The organism is Ramlibacter pallidus (genome assembly GCF_015070875.1).
GTDB lineage: Bacteria > Pseudomonadota > Gammaproteobacteria > Burkholderiales > Burkholderiaceae_C > Ramlibacter > Ramlibacter pallidus.
The window spans coordinates 463762-485233 of the sequence record NZ_JADDIV010000001.1 but is presented as its reverse complement, the minus strand read 5'-3'; the positions used below and the strand labels follow the sequence as shown (position 1 = coordinate 485233).

The window sequence follows — 21472 nt, the reverse complement described above, 5'->3', positions numbered from 1 at the left end:
TCAGGTCAGCGCGCCTCTGGCATCAACCCGGATGATCTTCTCGACCTTGCCGCGGGTGAGCCCGCCGGAGACGCCCACCAGGTGGTTGTGCAGGTTGACGGTCGGATCGCAGTGCCCCGGGATGAGCCAGACCGTTTCGTCCAGCCGGGGCACGCGCTGGTTGCCGCGCGCCGGCTTCAGGATGCCGTGTTCGTCGCCGCCGTTCAGGTAGTCGAGCTCGCCGGTCGGATCCATCGGCAGCACGGTGGGCATGCCCGAGTCGATCGCGTGGCTCTTGTGGCCGGCATCGCACACGGCGTGCAGCAGCCCGGAGCTCATGACCTGCGACTTCACGAACAGGGCATGCTCGAACTGCGGCTGCGCCGGGTCGCGTTCGTTGCGCGCGTAGTCGGCATCCATGAACAGGAAGGAGCCCGCCTGCAGTTCGCCGTACAGGCCGCTCGCCGCCTCGCCGACCATGCTGCCGGTGCCGGAACCCGTCACCAGGGGCACGGGCAGGCCTTCCTGCTCGATCAGCATCTTGGTGAAGCGCACGTCGCGCACCACCGTGGCGACGGCTTCGCGCCGCTCGCGCGGCGTGCGCAGGTGCTGGGCGCGGCCGTGGTAGGCCTGCAGGCCGGCGAAGCGCAGCGGCGCGTGCTTGCGGATTTCCAGCGCGAGGTCGACGGCGGACTGCCCCGGCGTGACGCCGCAGCGCCCCTGGCCCACGTCGATCTCCACGAACACGTCGATCACGGCGGGCGCGCCGCCGCGGCGGCGGTCGTTCATCTCGTTGGCGAGGCGGCGGATGCCCTCCACGCTGTCGACGGCGATGGCAAGCTGTCCCTGTTCGGCGGCCAGCTGGTGCGCGAGGTCGGCCACGCGGGCGAGCTTCGCCGGCGCCACCACCTCGTTGCTGATGTAGATGTTGTACACGCCGCCGGCGGCCATCGCCTCGGCCTCGGAGGTCTTCTGCACGCAGATGCCGGCGGCTCCGGCCTGCAGCTGCAGCTTGGCGATGGCGCTGCTCTTGTGCATCTTGGCGTGCGGGCGCCAGCGGATGCCGTGCTTGCGCGCGAATTCCGCCATGCGCCCGAGGTTGCGCTGCATGGCGTCGAGGTCGACCACCAGCATCGGCGTGTCGAGGACGGAGACGGGCGCGCCGACCAGGCGCTTGAGGTCCTCAGAAGGAGGTGTTTTCATCGGCGGCGGGTTGCTCGAGGTGCTGCGTGTCGGACCAGCCGACGAGGGTGAAGCCTTGCGGCGTCCAGAGGAGGCGGTTGATGGCGCCGTTGGGCAGCTGCCACGTCCGGGGGGAATTCACTTCCTGGCCGGTGGCGATGCGGTAAAGCGTGTCGAGCACGCCGCCGTGCGCCACCACGGCGATCTGTTCGCCGCGATGGCGTGCGGCGAGATCCGTGACCGTGCGCGTCACGCGCTCGCGCAGCTCCAGCAGCGACTCGCCGCCTTCGGGCGGTGTCCAGTCCGGGATGCGCTTCTTCCAGTTCTGCGCGTGCTCGGGCCAGGTGGTGTGGATCTCGTCGAAGGTCTTGCCCTCGAACAGGCCGAAGCGCCGCTCGCGCAGGCCCGGATGCGGGACGACCGCGATGCCCGCGGCCTCGGCGATCGCCCGGGCAGTCTCGTGCGCGCGGCCGAGGTCGCTGGAGTAGATGGCGCTGAGCTGCTCCGCGCTGAGCGCCGAGCCCACCCGGCGGGCCTGCCACCGGCCCGTGTCGTTCAGCGCGATGTCGAGCTGGCCCTGGATGCGGGCGTCGACGTTCCAGGACGTCTCCCCGTGCCGGACGGCAATGATGCGGGTGGCTTCCATCCGGCCCATTGTAGGGAGCCGGACGGGGGCTTCCGCAAAAACTTGGTGCCGGTCAGCGGGCCGCAGCGCCCACCTGGATGTCCACCCGGCGCGGCCCGGGCGGCGGGTTCGGAAAGCCCTGCAGGGCCGCATCGAACATGGCCGGGATCACCGAGCGGTTGTCCACCCACGGCCCGTCGTTCACGGCATGGGTCTCGTACACCACGCGGTTGCTCGCCAGTTCCCGCACGATGACGCTGACCTCGCGGTGGAACCAGTAGGAATCCTGGCGCGGGAACGGCCCGCCGAAGCCGATGCCGATGTGCCGTCCGCTCAGCCCGACGCCCCATCCCAGGCCTCCCCAGCCCCAGCGGTCCCACGGGTCGGCCCACGGCGAGATCGTCCGGTCGGTGCGGGCCGAGACCTGCACGCTGTAGCGCGGAGCGGCGTCGTCGCGCCGGAAGCCGGCCCGGTGCAGGGCGGGATCGGCGAGCGCTTCCAGGGCCTGCTGCGCAGGGTCGGCCTGTTGCGACAGGCTGCGCTCGAAGCGGTAGGTGGGTTGTGCCGGCACGGCCGCCAGCTGGGAAAAGGTCTGGACCTGGTTGTCCAGCCGGTAGCCGGTGGCGCAACCTGCCAGGACGGCCGCCAGTGCGGCAGCGGACAGGACGCGGACGATCGAATGCATGGCACCTCCCAACGCGAGGCGCCGCGCGCCCCGTTTACAGCTTGATCACCTGCAGCGTCGGCAGCGTCGCGGCGGCGGGCAGTTCCTCGTGGTCGAAGGCCCGGTCGCCGTCCTCGCTGGCCACGCCATTTGCGGTGAGACCCTTGTAATCGTAGAGCGTTCCGTCCGCCAGGTGGGACGGCACGACGTTCTGCAGCGCGTGCAGCATGTTGTCCAGGCGGCCCGGGAACTTGCGCTCCCACTCCTTCAGCATCAGCCCGACCTGCTTGCGCTGCAGGTTCTCCTGGCTGCCGCACAGGGTGCAGGGGATGATCGGGAACTGCCGGACCTCGGCCCAGCGGACCAGGTCCTTCTCCGCCACGTAGGCCAGCGGCCGGATCACCATGTGGCGGCCGTCGTCGCTGACCAGCTTGGGCGGCATGCCCTTGAGCTTGCCGCCGAAGAACATGTTGAGGAACAGCGTCTGCAGGATGTCGTCGCGGTGGTGGCCCAGCGCGATCTTGGTGGCCCCGAGTTCGTCGGCCACCCGGTACAGGATGCCGCGGCGCAGCCGGCTGCACAGGCTGCACATCGTCTTTCCCTCGGGGATCTTGTCCTTGACGATCGAGTAGGTGTCCTGCTCCTCGATGTGGAAGGGCACGCCGAGGGCCTTCAGGTACTCCGGCAGGATGTGTTCCGGGAAGCCGGGCTGCTTCTGGTCCAGATTGACCGCGACGATGTCGAAGCGCACCGGCGCACGCTGCTGCATCTTCAGGAGGATGTCGAGCAGGGCGTAGCTGTCCTTGCCGCCCGAGAGGCAGACCATGACCTTGTCGCCCTCTTCGACCATGTTGTAGTCGACGATGGCCTGGCCCATCAGGCGGCACAGGCGCTTCTCGAGCTTGTGGTTCTCGCGCTCGATCCGGCGGTCCGCGGCGGGCGGGGAGGGGTCTTCCTGTTCGATCCAGACGGCGCTCATGGCGGCATTTTCGCATTGCGGCACGCCGGGCGCGCGGCGGGCTATCCGGCCAGGTTGCGGAACAGGTTGCGCACGTATTCCAGCCAGAAGCTGTCGGGGGGATGGGCGCGTTCCAGGGCCTTGAAGTCGGTGTAGCCCTTGTGGAACACCATGAAGACGATGCCGGCCAGCGCGATGATGGCCAGGACCTGGAACAGCGTCTTCACGCGCTCGCCGGCGGCCGGGCTCCTGCTCACCAGAGCCCCGTCTCCACCCGGATCGCCACTTCGCAGTCCTCGAAGATCTCCAGCTTGGCGATGCGCACGCGCACGCCGAGCACGCCCGGCAGCTGCATCAGGCGGTGCGCCAGCTTGCCGATCAGCGTCTCCAGCAGGTTCACGTGCACGGCCGTGCACTCCTCGATGATGATGCGCCGCACCTTGCGGTAGTCGAGGACGTGCGTGATGTCGTCGTCGGCGGGCAGCAGCGGCTGCGTGCCGAGGTTCAGCTCCGCGTCGACGCGGATCGGCTGCGGCGCGTTCTTCTCCTGCTCCAGGATGCCCAGGTTGGCATCGAAGCGGAGACCTTCGAGGGTGAGGATCTGGGTGCCGGCCTTGGTCATCTACATCAGCGAGAAATCGCGGTCGAACTTCATGAGGTGCTGGCCGCCGTCCACCAGCAGCGTGGTGCCGGTGAGCGAGCGGTTCTCCAGCGCGAAGCGCACCGCGTGCGCGACGTCTTCCGGCGTGGAAGAGCGGCCGAGGGGCGACAGCTTGTGCAGCTGCTCGAACTTTTCCTGCGGCAGGAGATGGCTGGTGAGCGTGAGGCCCGGGGCGACGCCGACCACGCGCAGGTGCGGGGCCAGGCCTTGCGCCAGCAGCGTGGTGGCGGCTTCCAGCGCGGCCTTCGACAGCGTGTAGCTGAAGAAGTCCGGGTTGGGGTTCCACAGCTTCTGGTCGAGCAGGTTCACGACGACGCCCTGCGTGGCACGGTCGTGGGCATGCGCGGCCAGCGCTTGCGCCAGCAGCACCGGTGCGGCCGTGTTGGTCGCCATGTGCCGGGCCAGCGATGCGGCGCTGAAGTCCTGCGGCGTGTCGTGCTCGAACAGGGAGGCGTTGTTGACCACGGCGTCGAGCGTGCCGAAACGCGCCACCACCTGCGGCACCAGCGCGCCGGCCTGCGCCGCGTCGGAAAGGTCGGCCGCGAACACGTCCGCATCGGCATGCTGCCTGCATGCCTCGGCGGTTTCGCGCGCTTGCGCTTCGGAGCCCCGGTAGTGCACCGCCACCCGCCAGCCCGCCGCGGCGAGGTCCAGCGCGATGCTGCGCCCCAGCCGGCGCGCGGCACCGGTGACCAGCACGGTGCGACCCGGCATGGCGCTCATTGGCGGACAATCCGTGGGTGGACGAGCATGGAACGAGTGTAACGAGCGCGCTGCAGAAGCTGCTGGCCGAGCAGGTCGCGCGGGCCGGCGGATGGCTGCCCTTCGACCGCTACATGGCCCTGGCCTTGTACGCGCCGGGGCTCGGCTACTACGCGAACGCGTCGCGCAAGTTCGGCACGATGCCGGCCTCCGGCAGCGACTTCGCCACCGCGCCCGAGATGAGCCCGCTGTTCGCGCAGTGCCTGGCGGTACAGCTGCGCGAGGCGCTGGAGCGCACCGGCACCGACGAACTCTGGGAGTTCGGCGCCGGCTCCGGCGCGCTGGCGCAGGAGCTGCTGCAGGCCCTCGGCCCCCAGGTGCGGCGCTACACCGTCGTGGAGGTGTCGGCCAGCCTGCGCGCACGGCAGCAGCAGGCGCTGGCCGCCTTCGCGCCGCGCGTGCATTGGGCCAGTGAACTGCCCGAGCGCATGGAAGGCGTGGTCGTCGGCAACGAGGTGCTGGATGCGATGCCGGTCAAGCTGCTGGCGCGCAAGAACCTCGTGTGGCACGAACGCGGCGTGACCATCGCGGACGGCCGCCTGGCCTGGGCCGACGTGCTCACGCACCTGCGGCCGCCGGTGGAGCCGACCGGCACGCAGGACTACCTCACGGAGATCCACCACCAGGCCGAAGCCTTTGTCCGCACGCTGGGCGAGCGCCTGAAGGTGGGCGCCGCCTTCTTCATCGACTACGGCTTCCCCGAAGCCGAGTACTACCACCCGCAGCGGCACATGGGCACGCTCATGTGCCACCGGGGGCATCTCGCGGACCCGGACCCGCTGGACGCGCCCGGCGAGAAGGACATCACCGCGCACGTCGACTTCACCGGCATCGCGGTGGCGGCGCAGGACGCTGGCCTGGGGGTCCTGGGCTTCGCCAGCCAGGGCCGCTTCCTCGTCAACTGCGGCATCGGCGAGCGCATGGAAGCCGCCAGCCTGCAGGAGCAGGCCGCGGCGCAGCGCCTGGTCGCCGAGCACGAGATGGGCGAGCTTTTCAAGGTCGTCGGCCTGCACCACGGGGCGTTCTGGGACGCCGTCGGTTTTCGCACCGGCGACCGCACCGGCCGCCTGTGAGTCCGGCCACCCGACCTGGATCAGCCACTTTTGCGCACACTTCGGCCTGCTTTTGGCCGAAGATCAGTCTTGCCCGGCTAAAGTCAGGGTCCTAGCATCCGAACCAACCCGGGGGAATAGCCGGGACAGGAGACAACCCGCGTGCGTCGCTGGGACCAGTTATCGCCGGCCGAGATGAACATGCTCCAGACCGTTTTCTGGTCGATGGGGAGCTCGCGCCATGTGCTGGCCGGCCGACTGGACTGCTCCAAGAGCAAGGCCAACGCCCTGGCCGCCGGCCTGATCGAACAGGGCCTGCTGGAAGAGACCGGCCTGCAGCCGTCTTCCGGCGGCCGCCGTCCCGAAACCCTGCAGCTCGCGCGCGGGCTCGGCGTCGTGATCGGCGTCGACCTCGGCGCCACCAGCCTCGACGTGGCGGTGATGCGGCCGGACCTCGGCGTGCTGGCCCACCACGGCGAAGAAGCCGACGTGCGCGCCGGCCCCGGCGTGGTACTGGCCCGCGTGCGCGACCTGATGCGTGAGCTGCTGGCGCGCTGCGGCCTGTCGCCGAAGAACGTGATCGGCGTCGGCATCGGCGTGCCGGGCCCGGTGGACTTCGCGAGCGCGCAGCTCGTCAACCCGCCGCTGATGCCCGAGTGGGACAGCTTCTCGATCCGCGATTACCTGGGCGAGGCCTTCAGTGCGCCGGTGTTCGTCGACAACGACGTCAACCTGATGGCGCTGGGCGAGCTGTGGCGGCTGCAGCGCAGCCTGCAGAACTTCATGGTGATCAAGGTCGGCACCGGCATCGGCTGCGGCATCGTCTGCCACGGCGAGGTGTACCGCGGTGCCAACGGCTCCGCCGGCGACGTCGGCCACATCTGCGTCGACCAGTCCGGGCCGCGCTGCCATTGCGGCAACTTCGGCTGCGTGGAGGCGATGGCCGCCGCACCGGCGATCACGCGCGTGGCGACCGAGGCCGCGCAGGCCGGGGAGAGCCAGGCCCTGGCGGACCTGCTGCGCGCCAACGGGCGCCTCACGGCCATGGACGTCGGCCAGGCCAGCCGCAACGGCGATGCCGCGGCCAACGCGATCATCCAGCGCGCCGGCAGCCTGATCGGCCAGATGCTTGCCTCCGTGGTGAACTTCTTCAACCCGTCGCACGTCTTCATCGGCGGCGGCGTCACGCAGATCGGGCCGCTGTTCCTCGCGTCGGTGCGCCAGAGCGTTTACCACCGCTCGCTCGCACTCTCCACGCGGCACCTGGAGATCCAGTACACGCCGCTCGGTCCGCAGGCCGGGCTCGTGGGGGCCGGCGCGCTGGCGATGCAGGAATCGCTGCGGCTGCACGGGAGCCGCGCATGAGCGTTCGCGTCGAATTCCGCGAGGTCTCGCGCAGCTTCGGCCCGGTGCAGGTGCTGCACGGCGTGAGCTTCGCGCTGGAGCCCGGCCGCATCTACGGACTGCTGGGCGAGAACGGCGCCGGCAAGTCGACACTGATGAAGATGCTGGCGGGTTACCTGGAGCCCAGCGGCGGAGACATCCTCGTCGACGGCGAGCCCGTGCATTTCCGCAGCTCGCGCGACGCCGAAGCCCGCGGCATCGTCCTGATCCACCAGGAGTTCAATCTCGCCGAAGACCTGACCATCGCGCAGAACATCTTCCTCGGCCACGAGAAGAAGCGCGGCTGGCTGCTGGACGACGCCGCCATGAACCAGGCCGCGGCCGACGTGCTGCGGCAGGTGGGCCTGGACCGCAGCGCCGACACGCGCGTGCGCCAGCTGATCGTGGCCGAGAAGCAGATGGTGGAGATCGCCAAGGCGCTGGCGCGCGAGGCACGGCTCCTGATCATGGACGAGCCGACCGCCACCCTCACGCCCGGCGAGACGCAGCGCCTGTTCGCGCTGATGGCGCAGCTCAAGGCCGAAGGCGTGACCTTGCTGTACATCTCGCACAAGCTCGACGAAGTGGAGCGCGTGACGGACGAGATCGTCGTCATGCGCGACGGCCGTTTCGTCACGCGGCGGCCGACGGCGTCGGTCACGCGGCACGACATGGCCAACCTGATGGTGGGCCGCGAGATCTCCGACCTGTTCCCGGCCAAGGAGGCAGCGCCGGAGGGCGCCCCCATCCTGCAGGTGCGCGGCTTCTCCGTGCCGGGCTGGGCGCGCGACGTCAGCTTCGAAGTGCGGCCGGGCGAGATCCTCGGCTTCGCGGGGCTGGTCGGCGCCGGCCGCACCGAACTCTTCGAGGGCCTGCTCGGCCTGCGTCCGTCGAGCGGGGACATCGTCGTCGCCGGCCAGCCGGTGAAGCTGCGCAACCCCGGCGAGGCGGCCAACGAAGGCATCACCTACCTGAGCGAGGACCGCAAGGGCAAGGGCCTGCACGTCGACTTCGGCCTGCGCGAGAACCTCACGCTGATGAACCTGAAGGACTATGCGCGGCCCTGGCTGCAGCCGGCGCGAGAGCGCGAGGCGATGCAGCAGGCGGTGCAGGCCTTCGGCATCCGCACCGGCAACGTCGACCAGAAGGCGTCCGCGCTGTCCGGCGGCAACCAGCAGAAGCTGGCGCTGGCCAAGGTGCTGCAGCCGCAGCCGCGCGTGGTGGTGCTCGACGAGCCCACGCGCGGCGTCGACGTCGGCGCCAAGCGGGACATCTATTTCCTGGTCCAGCGGCTCGCGCGCGAAGGGCGTGCCGTCATCGTGATCTCGTCGGAGCTGATCGAGTTGATCGGCCTGTGCCACCGGGTCGCCGTCATGCGCGGCGGACAGCTCACCGCCACGCTCGCGGACACCCAACTGAGCGAAGAGGAACTGATCGCCCATGCCACCGGAACCCGCTGAAGCGCCGTCGGCGCGCGCCGCCGCCCTGTGGGGCAAGCTGCACGGCCTGGGCCCCGTCGTGGGCCTGGTGCTGCTGTGCATCGCCGGCACCCTGCTCAATGGCGAGTTCGCCACCGCGGACAACGCGCTGAACGTGCTCACGCGCACGGCCTTCATCGGCATCATCGCCGTGGGCATGTGCTTCGTGATCATCAGCGGCGGCATCGACCTGTCGGTCGGATCGATGGCGGCGCTGATCGCCGGCTGCGTGATCCTGGTCATGAACCATTTCGCCGCGACCGTGCAGTCGCCGGTGCTGGTGGTCATGATCGGCATGGTGGTGGCGCTGGTGCTGGGGCCGCTGTTCGGCCTGGCGCACGGCCTGCTGATCACCAAGGGCCGCATCGAGCCCTTCATCGTCACGCTCGGCACGCTGGGCATCTTCCGCGCCTACCTCACCTACTTCGCCGACGGCGGCGCCATCACGCTCGGCAACGAGCTCGCGGACGTCTACAGCCCCGTGTACTACGGCAGCCTGCTGGGCGTGCCCTACCCGGTGTGGATCTTCATCGTCGTGGCGCTGGCCGGCGGCTTCATCCTGAACCGCACGGCGTATGGCCGCTACGTGCAGGCGATCGGCTCCAACGAGCAGGTCGCGCGCTACGCGGCCGTCGACGTCGACAAGGTCAAGATCCTCACCTACATGCTGCTCGGGCTGTGCGTCGGCATCGCCACGCTGCTGTACGTGCCGCGCCTCGGCTCCGCCTCGCCGACCACCGGCCTCCTGTGGGAACTGGAGGCGATCGCGGCCGTGATCGTCGGCGGCACCGCGCTCAAGGGCGGCGCGGGCAGCGTGGCCGGCACCGTGGTGGGCGCGATCCTGCTTTCCGTGATCAGCAACATCCTCAACCTCACCAGCATCATCAGCGTGTACCTCAACGCCGCGGTGCAGGGTTTCGTGATCATCATCGTGGCCTTCCTGCAGCGGGGCCGGCGATGAGCGCAGGGCAGTAACCGTGTTGTTCCACCGGCCGCAAGGCCACCATTCCAACCCCAAGGAGACGAAGATGACGAAAATGACCCGCAGGCTGGCGCTGGGCGCCGCGGCCATGGCGGCCATGCTGGCGACCGCGCCGGCGCTCGCCCAGGCCAAGAAGGAGATCCTGGGCGTGTCCATGCCCGCCGCCACCCACAGCTTCATGGCCGGCGCCGTGTACTGGGCCAACGAGGCCAAGAAGGACCTGGAAAAGGCGAACCCGGGCATGCAGGTGATCGTGAAGACCGCCGCCAATGCCTCCGAACAGGCGAACCAGCTGCAGGACCTGGTGACCGTCAACAAGATCACCTCGCTGGTCGTGTTCCCGTTCGAGTCCGCCGCGCTCACCAAGCCGGTGGCGCAGGTCAAGGCCAAGGGCATCTACGTGACGGTGGTCGACCGCGGCCTGACCGACACGAGCGCGCAGGACGCCTACGTCTCCGGCGACAACACCGCCTTCGGCCGCATCCCCGCCGAGTACATCGCCAAGGCACTGAACGGCAAGGGCAACATCGTGGCGCTGCGCGGCATCCCGACCACGCTCGACAACGAGCGCATGGACGCGTTCAACGCCGTGATGAAGAACTACCCGAACATCAAGCTGCTGGATGCCAAGCACGGCAACTGGAACCGCGACGACGCCTTCAAGGTGACGCAGGACTACCTGACGCGCTTCAAGGAGATCGACGCGATCTGGGCGGCCGACGACGACATGGCCGTGGGCGTGCTCAAGGCCATCGAGCAGGCCAAGCGCAAGGACATCAAGCTGGTGTTCGGCGGCGCCGGCGCCAAGGGCGCGATCAAGACGCTGATGGACGGCAGCAACCCGCTGATCCAGGCCAACGTGTCCTACTCGCCCAAGTTCATGTACGACGCGATCAAGATGACCGGCGAGGCGCGCCTGAAGGGGCAGAAGCTGCCGGCCAACAACATCATCCCGTCGGTGCTGATCACCAAGGCGAACGCGAAGGACTTCTACTTCCCGAACAGCCCGTTCTAAGGCATTCACCTTGAAAAGTCGCTGCGCGACTTTTCAAGGTGGCCTGATCAGTGCGGCAAGGACCGGCGAAGCCGGACCCTTGCCGCAAGTGAGGTCGCGCTGCATGCTGCGCGACCTGGTACCGCTAGCGGAGCAGCAACATGCCAAGACCCGTCACCCTCTTCACCGGCCAATGGGCCGACCTGCCGCTGTCCGAACTCGCGCCGCTGGCGAAGCGCATGGGCTACGACGGGCTGGAGCTCGCCTGCTGGGGCGACCACTTCAACGTGCAGGAGGCGCTGAAGGGCGACGCCTACGTGCGCGACAAGTGGGCGCTGCTGAAACAGCACGGCCTGACCTCGCTGGCCATCGGCAACCACCTGGTCGGCCAGGCGGTGTGCGACCTCATCGACGAGCGCCACAAGTCCATCCTGCCCGAACACGTGTGGGGCGATGGCGACCCCGAAGGCGTGCGCCAGCGCGCCGCGAAGGAACTTGCGGACACCGCGAGGGCCGCACGGAAGTTCGGCGTGAAGACCGTCACCGGCTTCACCGGCTCGTCGATCTGGCACGCCACCTATGCCTTCCCGCCGACGACCCAGGAATACTGGGACGCGGGCTTCGCCGATTTCGGCCGGCGCTTCACGCCGATCCTCGATGCATTCGAACGCGAGGACATCAATTTCGCGCTGGAAGTGCACCCGACCGAGATCGCCTTCGACATCGCGTCCACGCAGCGCGCGATCGAAGCCGTGAAGGGTCACAGGCGCTTCGGCTTCAACTTCGATCCCAGCCACCTGGCCTACCAGGGCGTGGACTACGTCAAGTTCATCCGCACCTTCCCCGACCGGATCTACAACGCCCACATGAAGGACGTGTGGTGGGGCAAGGGCGACGGCACCGTCGGCGTGTTCGGCGGCCACACCAGCTTCGGCGATGCACGCCGCTTCTGGGACTTCCGCAGCGTCGGCCGCGGCATGGTGGACTTCGAATCCATCATCGTCGCGCTCAACGACATCGGCTACGCCGGGCCGCTCTCCGTCGAGTGGGAGGACAGCCGGATGGACCGCGTGCACGGCGCCACGGAAAGCGCGGCCTTCTGCCGGCGGCTGGACTTCCCGGCGGCCGCCAGCGGCGCCTTCGACGCCGCGTTCGCCCGGGAGAACCAGTGAGCCAGGCCGTCCGCAAGCTGCGCTACGCCATGGTCGGTGGCGGGCAGGGCGCCTTCATCGGCGGCGTGCACCGGCAGGCCATGGCCCTCGACGGCCAGTACGAACTGGTCGCCGGCGCCCTGTCCTCGACGCCCGAGCGGGCGCTCGCGTCGGGCCGTGCACTGGGGCTGCCCGACGAGCGCAACCATCCGGCGTGGCAGGCCCTGCTCGAGGACGAGCAGCGGCGCGCGCCCGGCGACCGCGTGGACGTCGTCTGCATCGTCACGCCCAACCACCTGCACTTCCCGGTGGCCAAGGCCTTCGTGGACGCCGGCTTCCACGTCGTCTGCGACAAGCCGCTGGTGCACACGGCGGCGCAGGCGGAGGCACTGGTGGCCGCCGTGCGTTCGCGCGCAACGGTGTTCGGCGTCACCTACAACTACGGCGGCTACCCGATGGTGCGGCAGGCCCGCGAGATGGTCCGCCGCGGGGAACTGGGCGAGATCCGCAAGGTCGTCGTCGAATACAACCAGGGCTGGCTCGCCACCCGGCTCGAGGCCGAAGGCAACAAGCAGGCGGCGTGGCGCAGCGACCCCGCGCAGAGCGGCGGCGCCGGCGCGCTGGGCGACATCGGCTCGCATGCCGAGAACCTCGTGGCCACGGTGACCGGACTGCACATCGAGAGCCTGTGCGCGGACCTCACCGCCTTCGTCGAAGGCCGCGCACTCGACGACGACGCCAACATGCTGCTGCGCTTCCAGGGCGGCGCGCGCGGCGTGCTCGTCGCCTCGCAGGTGAATGCCGGCCTCGAGAACGGCCTGCGCCTGCGCGTCTCCGGCACGCTCGGCACGATCGAGTGGTGGCAGGAGGAGCCGAACCGGCTGACGCACTTCCCGCTCGATGCGGCACCCCGGCTCCTCACGCGGGGCGCGCCCTGGCTGCACGAGGCCGCGAAACGGGCCTCGCGCATCCCGCCGGGCCATCCGGAAGGCTTCATCGAGGCCTTCGCCAACGTGTACCTCGGCGTGGCCGCCGCGATCCGCGCCCAGGGCAGCGGCCAGGCCGCCGATCCGATCGATGCCGACTTCCCCGACGTGGAAGCCGGCGCGCGCGGCGTGCGCTTCATCGAGGCCGTGCTGGCCTCGGCGCGCAGCACGCAGAAGTGGACGCCGGTCGCCTGAGGCGCGCCGGCGGGCGGCCCCGGCCGCGGTGGGGAGCCCCTACACTGCTCCCATGATCCGCTGGATGATCGTCGTCTTCCTCGCCCTGCTGCTGATCAGCTGGTTCTCGCCGGCGCTGCAGAAACTGGGCTTCGGCCGCCTGCCGGGCGACCTGCGGTTCAAGCTGTTCGGGCGGCAGATGTTCCTGCCGTTCACCACCACCATCCTGCTGAGCCTGGCGGCCGCCGGGATCGCGAAGTTGCTGTGAACCCATGAAAGCCTGCATCGACATCGGCGGCACCAAGGTCGCCGTGAGCCTGAACACGGGAGCGGGGCTGGACCTGCTGGCCCGGCGCAGCGAGCCCACCCTGAAGACCGGCCCCAACGACGCCGTCGCGCGCCAGGTGATGCGCATGGTCGACGAGGCTTGCGCCGAGGCGAACATCGATCCCAGCCGCGTGCAGCGCGCCGGCGTGTCCTCGGCCGGGCCGTTCGTGCTGCGCGCCGGGCTGGTGGAACTGGCCGGGCCCAACATCTGCGGCGGGATGGCGGGGCCGGCCCGCGGCCTGCCCAACGACTGGATGACGGCGACGCTGGAAGCACCGCTGCGCCAGCGCTTCGCCGAAGTGCGCGTGGAGAACGACTGCATCGCCGCGCTGGAGGCGGAGCGGCGCTGGGGCGCGCTGCAAGGCTACGAGCATTGCGCGTACGTCACCTGGAGCACCGGCGTGGGCACCGGCCTGTGCGTGGACGGCCGCGTGCTGCGCGGCAAGAACGGCAACGCCGGCCACGGCGGCCACATGTTCGTGAGCGACAACGACGACGCGCTGTGCGGCTGCGGCAACATCGGCGACCTCGAGGCGCTCGTGGCGGGCAATGCGGTGGCGCGCCGGTTCGGCGCGGACGCCGCCACGCTGCTGCAGCGCGCGCGCGCCGGCGACGCCGCGGCGGAGAAGACCGTCGACGAGCTGTGCCGCATCATGGGCCGCGCCCTGTACAACATGATCGTGATCCTCGACCTGCAGCGCATCAGCCTGGGGGGCAGCGTGTTCACGAACAACAAGGACTACCTGCTGCCGCAGCTGCAGGCGCAGGTGAGCGGCAAGCTGCCGGCGTTGACGGGCGGCAGCGAACTGGTGCCCGCCGGCCTGGGCGACAAGGTCGGCGACTACGCCGCCCTGGCGCTGCTCGGCTAGAGAACGGCGGCCACGGCGTCCACGCGCGCCTGGTGGACGCGTTCGCCGATCGCCTCGCCGGCCAGGCCGGCGGCCTGGGCCTGGCTCGCGATCTCGGCGGTCGCGACCGACCGGGCGGCATGCAGCGCCGCCATCAGCCGCCGGCCCTGCCGGTAGTCTCCCTCTGCCAGCCCGAGCCGCGTCCGCGCATCGGCTTCGCACGCGAGCAGGACCTGCTCGAAGCGCTGCGGCTTGCGCAGGGCGTCGCAGCGCTCCAGCAGCCGGACGATCCCGGCCGGCGGCAGCGGATCGCTGTCCTGGATCGCGGCCTGTTCGCGCAGGACGACTTCCGCGAGTTCGCGGCACTCGTTCGGCACCCGCAACCGGGTGCACAACGCCTTCAGCGTGGCGGCACCTTCCGGGCCGTCGCCCAGTCCGCGCGTCACGCAGGCGAAGCGCACCGGCAAGGGGGCCTGACGTTGCGCGGCCAGGTCGACCGCCGCCATCGCGTGCGCGTCCCCCTGCAACTCCGGCAGCACGCGCTGCAGCGCCCCGCAGGCGCGCAGCACTTCGAACATGCGCGAAGGCCGGCCTTCCAGCAGGCCGCGCGCGAGCTCCTGCCAGACGCGTTCGGCCACCAGGTGGTCGGCTTCGCCTTCCGCCACCATGGCGCGCATCAGCGCCAGCGTCCCCTCGTCCAGCGTGAAGTCCTGGAAGCGCGCCGCGAAACGGGCCACGCGCAGGATGCGCACGGGGTCCTCGCGGAACGACTCGGTGACGTGGCGCAGCACCTTGTGCCGCAGGTCGCGCTGCCCGCCGAACGGGTCGATCAGGGCGCCGTCCGGCGCCTGCGCGATCGCGTTGATGGTGAGGTCGCGGCGCGCGAGGTCTTCCTCCAGCGTGACGTCGGGCGCCGCGTGGAAGCTGAAGCCCTGGTAGCCGCGCCCGGTCTTGCGCTCGGTGCGCGCCAGCGCGTACTCCTCGCGGGTCGCGGGATGCAGGAAGACCGGGAAGTCCTTGCCCACCGGCAGGTAGCCGGCGGCGATCATCTGTTCGGGCGTGGCGCCGACCACGACCCAGTCCTCGTCGTGCACCGCCAGCCCCAGCAGGGCATCGCGCACCGCGCCGCCGACCCGGAAGATTCGCATGGGGGCAGTGTAGCCCCCGCGCTTTCAGCGCTTGATGCGATACGGCTCGTCGAAGTCGACGAAGTCGTGCTCCTGCAGCGCGTCGTCGATCCAGGCCTTCACGCCCGGCAGGGCGCAGACGCGGCGGATGTAGTCGGTGATGTGGCCCGGCACCGGCAGGGCGTAGTTGCGGATGCGCATGCACACCGGCGCGAAGAAGGCATCGGCGATGCCGAACTCGCCGAACAGCATGGGGCCCTTGTGCTCCGACAGCAGCTCGGTCCACATCGCCACGATGCGTTGCACGTCGGCGCGCACCGCCGGCTGGTCGCGCCAGACGATGGCCCCGTTCTGCGCCAGCGTGGCCTCGATGTTCATGGGGCAGTGGCTGCGCAGCGCGCCGAAGCCGGAATGCATCTCGGCGCAGACGCTGCGGGCCCGCGCGCGCGCCTTCGGGTCCTGCGGCCAGAGCTGCCGGTCGGGAAACTTCTCCGCCACGTATTCGGCGATGGCCAGGGTGTCCCAGACCGCGAAGCCGTCATCCACCAGGACCGGCACGCGGCCCGTGGGGGTGACCTTCAGGATCTCCTGCTTGAACCGCGATTCGCCCTCGAAGCTGTCGAAGCGCAGCATGCGCTCCTCGAAGGGAATGCCGGCCTGCTTCATCAGCACCCAGGGGCGCATGGACCAGGACGAATAGTTCTTGTTGCCGATGTAGAGCGTGAGCATCGATGCCCCTCCGTAGCCAAGGTGGGCGTGATGCTAGCCGCCGCCCGGCGCGCCATTGATGCCGAATCGCGCGGGAATTGATGCTCAGTCGTCGGGCTTCTGCGTCGGCTTGAGCCCGGCGCGCTGCAACGGCCTTTCCAGCCACAGGATGAAGAGGACCAGGAGCGTGGCCAGGGCGGCCGTCATCTCGCGCCCGAGGCCGGCGGCGATGCCGATGGCCGACGTCATCCAGACGCTGGCGGCGGTGGTGAGCCCGGTGACCTGTTCCTCGCGTTCCAGCTTCAGGATGGCGCCGGCGCAGAGGAAGCCGATGCCCGCCAGCAGCCCCTGCAGGACCCGGCTGAGGGCGTCGCCCTCGAATCCCATCTGCAGCGGCACCACGACGATCAGCGCGGAACTGGAGGCGACCAGCATGTGCGTGCGGATGCCGGCCGCCTTGCCCTGCAGTTCGCGCTCCAGCCCCAGGAGCCCGCCCAGGAAGGCGGCCACCAGGAGCCGCACCACGAGCTGCGTGACTTCCCTGGCGCTCCCGAGGTCGGAGAACTCCGCGGCGATGGTGTGTTGGATGGTGTCCCAGGTGCCCATCCAAAAATTCTATTAGGGCAGGTCGGTGTTGGGGGCGGGTTGGGAGCCCTCGCGCGGCCCGACCACCCCCAGGCGCGCCTTCAGGGACTGGGGCTGCCCGGTGAGCATGGCCGCATAGAAGGTGGTGTTCGCCAGCACCTTCTTCACGTAGTCGCGGGTCTCGTTGAACGGGACGTTCTCGGCCCAGGCGGCGCCTTCGAGCACCGGCCCGTTGCGCCATGCGCGCGGCCGGCTGGGGCCCGCGTTGTAGGCGGCCGCGGCCATCGGCATGGAGCCGGCGAAGTCGTCGAGCACGAGTTTCAGGTAGCCGGTGCCGATGGCGATGTTGACGTCGCGTTCGTTCAGCTGGCTCACGTTGAAGTTGTTCATGCCGATCTTGCGGGCCGTCCAGCGGGCGGTGGCGGGCATCACCTGCATCAGGCCCGAGGCGCCGACGTGGGAGCGCGCGTCGGTGACGAAACGGCTTTCCTGCCGGATCAGGCCATAGACGTAGGCGGGGTCGAGGCTGATCTCCTGGCTGCGGCGCACCACCGCGTCGCGGAAGGGCGTGGGGAAACGCTGCTCGAAGTCGAACTCCGTCTTCGTGCGCTCGCTGGTGTTGATGCAGCGGTCCCAGACCTGGCGGTCGCAGGCGAACTGCGCGGCCGCGAGCAGTTCGCGGTCGTTCATGCCGCCGGGCGTGTGCAGGTTGGTGGTGTAGTTCCACTCGCGCACGCCCTCGGAGCGCAGGCCCAGCGCGATGGCGAACAGCGCGCGATTGAGCGCCGGGTGCTGGCGTGCGGCCTTGATCTCGTCGTCGGTCAGCGGCGCGGGCTTCGCCGGCACCGTGATCTTGCGGCCCAGGTCCTCCATCGCCAGCTGCTCGTAGAAGCCGCGTGGCGAAGCGATGGATTCGAGCAGCTTCACCGCATCCGCGCGTTGCGCCTCGCTGGGTCGGCCGGCGAGCAGGGCCCGCGCCTTCCAGTACACCCAGGTCGGGTCCGCCAGCGCCTCATCGTCCATTGCGTTGACGGCTTCCAGCACGTTGCGCCAGTCGGTGCCCTTCGGCGCGCGCAGGGCGGCGCGCACCTTCCAGCCCAGGAGCTCGTCGTTCAGGTGCTTGTCACGCTCGACCTTCGTGAAATAGCCGTTGGCTTCGGGCTGCAGCCGTTGCGCCGCCTGGCGGCCGATGACGCCCCAGATCCAGTCGCGTTCCTCGGGGTGCAGCTGCGGCCCCCATTTGTTTTCCAGCTGCGAGGCGGCCTGTTCGATGTCGGTGGTCGCCAGCTTGATCAACGCCAGCCCGACGACCTCGCGGCGGACGCGCGAGATGGCCGTGACCTTGCCGGCCAGGAACTTGCTCGGCGACGCGTTCAGCTCGTTGAAGAGCGGCATCGCTTCCGGCTTGACCATTTCCAGGGCAGCGGCGGCGGCCCGGGGGCGGTTGGCCTCGATCGACTGGCGCGCCTTGCGCCAGGCGTCGGCCGTGTTCAGCCCGCGCGGCCCGCCCTTGCCCATCAGGCTGGCCGCCGCGAGCGTGCAGCCGTCGTCGGCGTCGCGCTGGGCCAGCCAGAGGCGCCGCACTTCGGTGGAAGCGGCGGGAATGGCGTTCGGATCACGGATCGACTGCGCCAGCAGCGCGTAGCAGCGCACCTCGCGGTCGTCCTTCATCCGGTACTTCGGGTATTCCTGCAGGAACGTGTCCCAGTCGCGCCTTTGTCCCAGCATCTGCAGCCAGTCGTTGCGCAGCCGGTCCTCCTGGTAGGTGCCGGGGAAGCGGGCGAAGAACTGCTGGATCTCCGCCGGGGCGGCGGTGTCCAGGCGGGCGCGCAGCTCCCAGTAGGCGGCCCAGGGCTCCAGCGCATGGCCCTGCGCCTGGGGCAGCAGCTGCGCCAGGCGCACCTTGTTGCCCTGCCGGAAAGCCTCCTGCATCTGCAGGAAGACGTCGTCGCGGGGCTGCGCCTGGGCGCATCCCAGCAGCGCGACGGTCAGGGATGCCAGAATCGTTCTCAACTTCATCGGGAAATTATGGACAGGTCGGACGAAAAAAAGGTCTTGCGCAAGCAGCTCATCGAGCAACGCCTGAACATGCCGGACCGAGGACACCGGTCCGACCTGTTGCAGCGCGTGATGCGCATCTGGCTGGTAGGGCGCACCGATGCCGTCATCGGTGCGTACTGGCCGATCAAGGGCGAGTTCGATCCGCTGCCGGCGTTGCACCGCTGGAAGGAGGACGGTGAACTCACCGACCAGGCCCAGTTGCGCCGCATCGGCCTGCCCGTGGTCGACAAGGTTCATCAGACGCTGAAATTCCACGCATGGTTCCCCGGCTGCCCGATGGAAGAGGACGCCTATGGCATCCCGAAGCCGAAGGACACCGAGGTGATCGTGCCCACCCTGCTGTTCGTGCCGTGCGTCGGCTACGGCGTCGGCGGCTACCGGCTGGGCTACGGCGGGGGCTTTTACGACCGCACCCTGGCCCAGCTGCAGCCCAAGCCGTACACGGTCGGCCTGGGCTTCGCGCACGGCTTCCTGCCCGACCTCGAGCCGGAACCGCACGACGTGGCTTTGGATGCCGTGCTGAACGAGCTGGGCGTCGTCTGGCCGATCCCCCTGGGCGACGACTGAGCTTCAATCGATGTCGTCCACGGTGTCCGGGTCGGGCACCTCGCCGATGGTCTGGCGGGTGACCTTGCTCTGCGCCATCAGCCAGTCGCAGAAGGCGCGGATCTCCGGCCGCTGGGCGCTGCGCGGGCCGACGACCAGCCAGTAGGCCATGGGCGAATCCATCCGCAGCTTCGGCAGCGGCTCGATCAGGTCGCCGTTGGCCAGGCTCTCCGCCACGAGCGGCAGCCGCGCGAGCACGACGCCCTGGCCGGTCAGCGCCGCCTGCACCATCTGGTACGCGTAGTTGAAGTAGAGCCAGCGCTTGGGCTGCAGCTTGCTCAAGCCGTGCTCGTCGAACCAGCGGCGCCACGTGAGCCACTCCAGGTGCGTGTGGTGCGCATCGCCCGCCTCGATCAGGGTGAACTGCGCGACGTCGGCCGGCTTGGTGATGGTGTGGCCGCCCTTGAGCAGCCAGGGGCTGACCACCGGCGTGAGCTGCTCGCCGAACAGGCGCACCGCGTTGGTCGGCATGGAACTCATGGGACCGTAGCGCAGGGCCATGTCGACGTCGGCGACCTCGAGGTCCAGCGTGTTGTCGGTGGCGTCGATGCGGATGTCGATGTCCGGGTTGTCGCGCTGAAATTGCTCCAGCCGCGGGATCAGCCACATGGAGGCGAACGACGCGAAGGTGGTGAGCGCCACCGCGCGGCGGCCGGCGCTCTGGCGGATCTGGCGCACCGCGCCGTCGATGCGCGGCAGCGATTGCGACACCGCCATCAGCAGCTGCGCGCCGGCGCTCGTGAGTTCGACCGCGCGGGTGTGGCGCAGGAACAGGCTCACCCCGACCTCCTCCTCCAGCGACTGGATCTGCCGGCTGACGGCGGACTGCGTGAGCGCCATCTCCTCCGCGGCGGCCCGGAAATTGAGGTGGCGGGCCACGGCTTCGAAGGCGCGCAGGTGCCCCGCGGAGATCGGGCGGGTGCGCAGGTGGGTCTGCGAATGCTGCATGGGGCGTCGGGCGATTGATGCGGTTCGGGAATCAATAGCGTAGCGGGATTTCATTGGACCGCCAAGCGGGCGTGAAAGATCATCCCATTCCGAAATGCCATCACCCAAGGAGATCGCCATGACCGCACGCGCCATCACCCAGCTGCTCCAGTCCGCCCCGGCCACCGCGCTGCCGGGCACCTGGAAACTGGCGCGCGGCCGCGCGATCACGCTCCACCCGACCAGCGACGGCATCCTGCGCATCGCCCACGGCCGGGTCTGGGCGACGGTCGAGGGACCGCATGGCGTCAGCCCCGCCGATTCCGGCGACCACGTGCTGGAAGTCGGCCGTTCCATGTACCTGCGGGCCGGCCAGCGCGTGGTGATCGAGGCCTGGAACTGCAGCGGGGCTTCCTACTTCGCGTGGGACCCGGTGTTCGCGCCGGCTCCGGCGCCGGCCGCGGTTCGACCGGCCTTCTGCATGGCGCTCGTCGTGCAGCCGCTGGCTGACCTCCGCATGGCGCTGGGCATGGGCCTGCGCGCGGCGGGCCAGCTGGCCAGCGGCGTGGCACGCCTGGCGTGGGAAGTGCTGCGCAGCGGGCACCGCGCCTTCCCCGGCCGGCGCGCCCACGGCGCCACGGGCTGACGCCGCGTGAGGCCCGGCGGCGACCATAATCGCCGCCATGGCCGAACCGCACGCAAGCCGCCCGCCGCTCCACGTCGTCGTCATGGGCGTGGCGGGCTGCGGCAAGTCCCTGGCCGGCGCCGAGCTGGCGTCCCGCCTCGGGCTGCCGCTGGTGGAAGGGGACGACTTCCATCCCGAGAGCAACATCCTGAAGATGCGCGAGGGGACGCCGCTCACCGACGCCGACCGCGCGGACTGGCTGCGGCAGCTCGCCACGCAACTGCGGCTGCAGCGCGACGGTGCGGTGCTGACCTGTTCCGCGCTCAAGCGCAGCTACCGCGACATCCTGCGGGCCGCGGTGGCGGACCTGCGCTTCGTGCACCTCGCGCTGTCGGAGCACCAGGCGATGGAGCGGGTCGCGGCGCGCACCGACCATTTCTATCCGCCCAGCTTGGTCGCCAGCCAGTTCAGCGCGCTGGAGGATCCGTCGGGTGAGCCGGGCGTGCTCGTGGTCGATGCCACGCAGCATGTGGACCGTCTGGTGGACGAAGCAGCCCGCTGGTTGCTGGGGGCGCGCACGTTCAACAATGCGTAATTCGTTTCGCTAAGTAGAATCCGGCTTCCACG

At 69.7% G+C, this 21472-nt stretch carries 24 protein-coding genes; 12 read left to right on the top strand and 12 right to left on the bottom strand.

Going from position 1 to position 21472, the window contains the following annotated elements:
- Genes IM787_RS02430 through IM787_RS02400 form a run of 7 tightly spaced genes read right to left on the bottom strand, consistent with a single transcriptional unit; the run spans position 1 to position 4792 of the window.
- Positions 1 to 1182: a DSD1 family PLP-dependent enzyme gene (locus tag IM787_RS02430; RefSeq protein ID WP_193675031.1), complete on the bottom strand. Its 1182-nt coding sequence runs from the start codon at positions 1180 to 1182 to the stop codon at positions 1 to 3.
- On the bottom strand, positions 1163 to 1807 hold the full coding sequence (locus IM787_RS02425; RefSeq protein ID WP_193675030.1) for a histidine phosphatase family protein: 645 nt from the start codon (positions 1805 to 1807) through the stop codon (positions 1163 to 1165). Before IM787_RS02425 ends, IM787_RS02430 begins: the two co-directional genes overlap by 20 nt.
- A gap of 52 nt (positions 1808 to 1859) precedes the next feature.
- The gene (locus tag IM787_RS02420; RefSeq protein ID WP_193675029.1) at positions 1860 to 2471 is read right to left on the bottom strand and encodes a DUF4136 domain-containing protein; all 612 of its coding nucleotides are present in this window, start codon (positions 2469 to 2471) and stop codon (positions 1860 to 1862) included.
- A gap of 34 nt (positions 2472 to 2505) precedes the next feature.
- The gene (gene ttcA, locus IM787_RS02415) at positions 2506 to 3429 is read right to left on the bottom strand and encodes a tRNA 2-thiocytidine(32) synthetase TtcA (RefSeq protein WP_193675028.1); all 924 of its coding nucleotides are present in this window, start codon (positions 3427 to 3429) and stop codon (positions 2506 to 2508) included.
- A gap of 41 nt (positions 3430 to 3470) precedes the next feature.
- Positions 3471 to 3665 carry a hypothetical protein gene (locus tag IM787_RS02410; RefSeq protein ID WP_193675027.1) on the bottom strand — a complete coding sequence of 65 codons (195 nt, stop codon included), beginning with the start codon at positions 3663 to 3665 and terminating at the stop codon, positions 3471 to 3473.
- Positions 3662 to 4030 (bottom strand): dihydroneopterin aldolase, encoded by a 369-nt coding sequence (locus tag IM787_RS02405; protein WP_193675026.1) that lies wholly within the window; start codon positions 4028 to 4030, stop codon positions 3662 to 3664. The genes IM787_RS02410 and IM787_RS02405 overlap by 4 nt, the downstream gene beginning before the upstream one ends.
- Positions 4031 to 4792, bottom strand: a complete 762-nt coding sequence (locus IM787_RS02400; RefSeq protein WP_193675025.1) for an SDR family oxidoreductase — start codon at positions 4790 to 4792, stop codon at positions 4031 to 4033.
- A 17-nt stretch (positions 4793 to 4809) separates the two neighbouring features.
- Between IM787_RS02400 and IM787_RS02395 the strand changes: the two genes are divergently transcribed.
- The 9 genes from IM787_RS02395 to IM787_RS02355 all read left to right on the top strand — a co-directional run bounded on the left by IM787_RS02395 (position 4810) and on the right by IM787_RS02355 (position 14227).
- Positions 4810 to 5904, top strand: coding sequence for a class I SAM-dependent methyltransferase (locus IM787_RS02395; protein ID WP_354004338.1), 1095 nt, complete (start codon positions 4810 to 4812; stop codon positions 5902 to 5904).
- Between the two features lie 174 nt (positions 5905 to 6078).
- Positions 6079 to 7248, top strand: a complete 1170-nt coding sequence (locus tag IM787_RS02390) for an ROK family protein (RefSeq protein WP_193675501.1) — start codon at positions 6079 to 6081, stop codon at positions 7246 to 7248.
- Positions 7245 to 8726 carry a sugar ABC transporter ATP-binding protein gene (locus IM787_RS02385; protein ID WP_193675024.1) on the top strand — a complete coding sequence of 494 codons (1482 nt, stop codon included), beginning with the start codon at positions 7245 to 7247 and terminating at the stop codon, positions 8724 to 8726. The genes IM787_RS02390 and IM787_RS02385 overlap by 4 nt, the downstream gene beginning before the upstream one ends.
- A complete protein-coding gene (locus IM787_RS02380; protein WP_193675023.1) occupies positions 8707 to 9705 on the top strand; it encodes an ABC transporter permease in 999 nt (332 codons plus the stop codon). Before IM787_RS02385 ends, IM787_RS02380 begins: the two co-directional genes overlap by 20 nt.
- Positions 9706 to 9772: 67 nt before the next feature.
- The gene (locus tag IM787_RS02375) at positions 9773 to 10741 is read left to right on the top strand and encodes a substrate-binding domain-containing protein (RefSeq protein ID WP_193675022.1); all 969 of its coding nucleotides are present in this window, start codon (positions 9773 to 9775) and stop codon (positions 10739 to 10741) included.
- Between the two features lie 140 nt (positions 10742 to 10881).
- Positions 10882 to 11892 carry a sugar phosphate isomerase/epimerase family protein gene (locus tag IM787_RS02370; protein ID WP_193675021.1) on the top strand — a complete coding sequence of 337 codons (1011 nt, stop codon included), beginning with the start codon at positions 10882 to 10884 and terminating at the stop codon, positions 11890 to 11892.
- 29 nt (positions 11893 to 11921) lie between these two features.
- Positions 11922 to 13052 carry a Gfo/Idh/MocA family protein gene (locus tag IM787_RS02365; RefSeq protein ID WP_193675500.1) on the top strand — a complete coding sequence of 377 codons (1131 nt, stop codon included), beginning with the start codon at positions 11922 to 11924 and terminating at the stop codon, positions 13050 to 13052.
- Between the two features lie 52 nt (positions 13053 to 13104).
- Positions 13105 to 13299: a DUF2905 domain-containing protein gene (locus IM787_RS02360; protein ID WP_193675020.1), complete on the top strand. Its 195-nt coding sequence runs from the start codon at positions 13105 to 13107 to the stop codon at positions 13297 to 13299.
- A 4-nt stretch (positions 13300 to 13303) separates the two neighbouring features.
- Complete coding sequence (locus IM787_RS02355; RefSeq protein WP_193675019.1) at positions 13304 to 14227, top strand: ROK family protein; 924 nt, start codon at positions 13304 to 13306, stop codon at positions 14225 to 14227.
- Here IM787_RS02355 and IM787_RS02350 read toward each other — a convergent pair.
- The 4 genes from IM787_RS02350 to IM787_RS02335 form a co-directional block, all read right to left on the bottom strand.
- A complete protein-coding gene (locus IM787_RS02350) occupies positions 14224 to 15354 on the bottom strand; it encodes a multifunctional CCA addition/repair protein (protein ID WP_193675018.1) in 1131 nt (376 codons plus the stop codon). The genes IM787_RS02355 and IM787_RS02350 overlap by 4 nt on opposite strands.
- Positions 15355 to 15378: 24 nt before the next feature.
- Positions 15379 to 16062 carry a glutathione S-transferase family protein gene (locus IM787_RS02345; protein ID WP_193675017.1) on the bottom strand — a complete coding sequence of 228 codons (684 nt, stop codon included), beginning with the start codon at positions 16060 to 16062 and terminating at the stop codon, positions 15379 to 15381.
- Between the two features lie 84 nt (positions 16063 to 16146).
- Positions 16147 to 16647, bottom strand: coding sequence for an MgtC/SapB family protein (locus IM787_RS02340; RefSeq protein WP_193675016.1), 501 nt, complete (start codon positions 16645 to 16647; stop codon positions 16147 to 16149).
- 12 nt (positions 16648 to 16659) lie between these two features.
- Positions 16660 to 18645: a lytic transglycosylase domain-containing protein gene (locus IM787_RS02335; RefSeq protein ID WP_193675015.1), complete on the bottom strand. Its 1986-nt coding sequence runs from the start codon at positions 18643 to 18645 to the stop codon at positions 16660 to 16662.
- 9 nt (positions 18646 to 18654) lie between these two features.
- Here IM787_RS02335 and IM787_RS02330 point away from each other — a divergent pair, with 9 nt between their 5' ends.
- Positions 18655 to 19254, top strand: a complete 600-nt coding sequence (locus IM787_RS02330; protein ID WP_193675014.1) for a 5-formyltetrahydrofolate cyclo-ligase — start codon at positions 18655 to 18657, stop codon at positions 19252 to 19254.
- Between the two features lie 3 nt (positions 19255 to 19257).
- Here the strand turns inward: IM787_RS02330 and IM787_RS02325 are convergent, their stop codons facing one another.
- Positions 19258 to 20241: a LysR substrate-binding domain-containing protein gene (locus IM787_RS02325; protein WP_193675013.1), complete on the bottom strand. Its 984-nt coding sequence runs from the start codon at positions 20239 to 20241 to the stop codon at positions 19258 to 19260.
- 118 nt (positions 20242 to 20359) lie between these two features.
- On the opposite strand from IM787_RS02325, the gene IM787_RS02320 reads away from it, so the two are divergent.
- Positions 20360 to 20866: a DUF2917 domain-containing protein gene (locus IM787_RS02320; protein WP_193675012.1), complete on the top strand. Its 507-nt coding sequence runs from the start codon at positions 20360 to 20362 to the stop codon at positions 20864 to 20866.
- Positions 20867 to 20903: 37 nt separating this feature from the next.
- Complete coding sequence (locus tag IM787_RS02315; RefSeq protein ID WP_227494040.1) at positions 20904 to 21440, top strand: gluconokinase; 537 nt, start codon at positions 20904 to 20906, stop codon at positions 21438 to 21440.
- The last annotated feature ends 32 nt before the right edge of the window (positions 21441 to 21472 follow it).

What these genes read in the sequence shown, in the direction of transcription:
- IM787_RS02380 (WP_193675023.1), top strand. Translation starts at nt 8,707, where the DNA reads ATGCCACCGGAACCCGCTGAAGCGCCGTCGGCGCGCGCCGCCGCCCTG.
- IM787_RS02350 (WP_193675018.1), bottom strand. Translation starts at nt 15,354, where the DNA reads ATGCGAATCTTCCGGGTCGGCGGCGCGGTGCGCGATGCCCTGCTGGGG.
- IM787_RS02360 (WP_193675020.1), top strand. Translation starts at nt 13,105, where the DNA reads ATGATCCGCTGGATGATCGTCGTCTTCCTCGCCCTGCTGCTGATCAGC.
- IM787_RS02390 (WP_193675501.1), top strand. Translation starts at nt 6,079, where the DNA reads ATGAACATGCTCCAGACCGTTTTCTGGTCGATGGGGAGCTCGCGCCAT.
- IM787_RS02365 (WP_193675500.1), top strand. Translation starts at nt 11,922, where the DNA reads ATGGTCGGTGGCGGGCAGGGCGCCTTCATCGGCGGCGTGCACCGGCAG.
- IM787_RS02385 (WP_193675024.1), top strand. Translation starts at nt 7,245, where the DNA reads ATGAGCGTTCGCGTCGAATTCCGCGAGGTCTCGCGCAGCTTCGGCCCG.
- ttcA (WP_193675028.1), bottom strand. Translation starts at nt 3,429, where the DNA reads ATGAGCGCCGTCTGGATCGAACAGGAAGACCCCTCCCCGCCCGCCGCG.
- IM787_RS02340 (WP_193675016.1), bottom strand. Translation starts at nt 16,647, where the DNA reads ATGGGCACCTGGGACACCATCCAACACACCATCGCCGCGGAGTTCTCC.
- IM787_RS02330 (WP_193675014.1), top strand. Translation starts at nt 18,655, where the DNA reads ATGGACAGGTCGGACGAAAAAAAGGTCTTGCGCAAGCAGCTCATCGAG.
- IM787_RS02375 (WP_193675022.1), top strand. Translation starts at nt 9,773, where the DNA reads ATGACGAAAATGACCCGCAGGCTGGCGCTGGGCGCCGCGGCCATGGCG.
- IM787_RS02325 (WP_193675013.1), bottom strand. Translation starts at nt 20,241, where the DNA reads ATGCAGCATTCGCAGACCCACCTGCGCACCCGCCCGATCTCCGCGGGG.
- IM787_RS02345 (WP_193675017.1), bottom strand. Translation starts at nt 16,062, where the DNA reads ATGCTCACGCTCTACATCGGCAACAAGAACTATTCGTCCTGGTCCATG.
- IM787_RS02315 (WP_227494040.1), top strand. Translation starts at nt 20,904, where the DNA reads ATGGCCGAACCGCACGCAAGCCGCCCGCCGCTCCACGTCGTCGTCATG.
- IM787_RS02355 (WP_193675019.1), top strand. Translation starts at nt 13,304, where the DNA reads ATGAAAGCCTGCATCGACATCGGCGGCACCAAGGTCGCCGTGAGCCTG.
- IM787_RS02405 (WP_193675026.1), bottom strand. Translation starts at nt 4,030, where the DNA reads ATGACCAAGGCCGGCACCCAGATCCTCACCCTCGAAGGTCTCCGCTTC.
- IM787_RS02425 (WP_193675030.1), bottom strand. Translation starts at nt 1,807, where the DNA reads ATGGAAGCCACCCGCATCATTGCCGTCCGGCACGGGGAGACGTCCTGG.
- IM787_RS02335 (WP_193675015.1), bottom strand. Translation starts at nt 18,645, where the DNA reads ATGAAGTTGAGAACGATTCTGGCATCCCTGACCGTCGCGCTGCTGGGA.
- IM787_RS02430 (WP_193675031.1), bottom strand. Translation starts at nt 1,182, where the DNA reads ATGAAAACACCTCCTTCTGAGGACCTCAAGCGCCTGGTCGGCGCGCCC.
- IM787_RS02420 (WP_193675029.1), bottom strand. Translation starts at nt 2,471, where the DNA reads ATGCATTCGATCGTCCGCGTCCTGTCCGCTGCCGCACTGGCGGCCGTC.
- IM787_RS02320 (WP_193675012.1), top strand. Translation starts at nt 20,360, where the DNA reads ATGACCGCACGCGCCATCACCCAGCTGCTCCAGTCCGCCCCGGCCACC.
- IM787_RS02370 (WP_193675021.1), top strand. Translation starts at nt 10,882, where the DNA reads ATGCCAAGACCCGTCACCCTCTTCACCGGCCAATGGGCCGACCTGCCG.
- IM787_RS02400 (WP_193675025.1), bottom strand. Translation starts at nt 4,792, where the DNA reads ATGAGCGCCATGCCGGGTCGCACCGTGCTGGTCACCGGTGCCGCGCGC.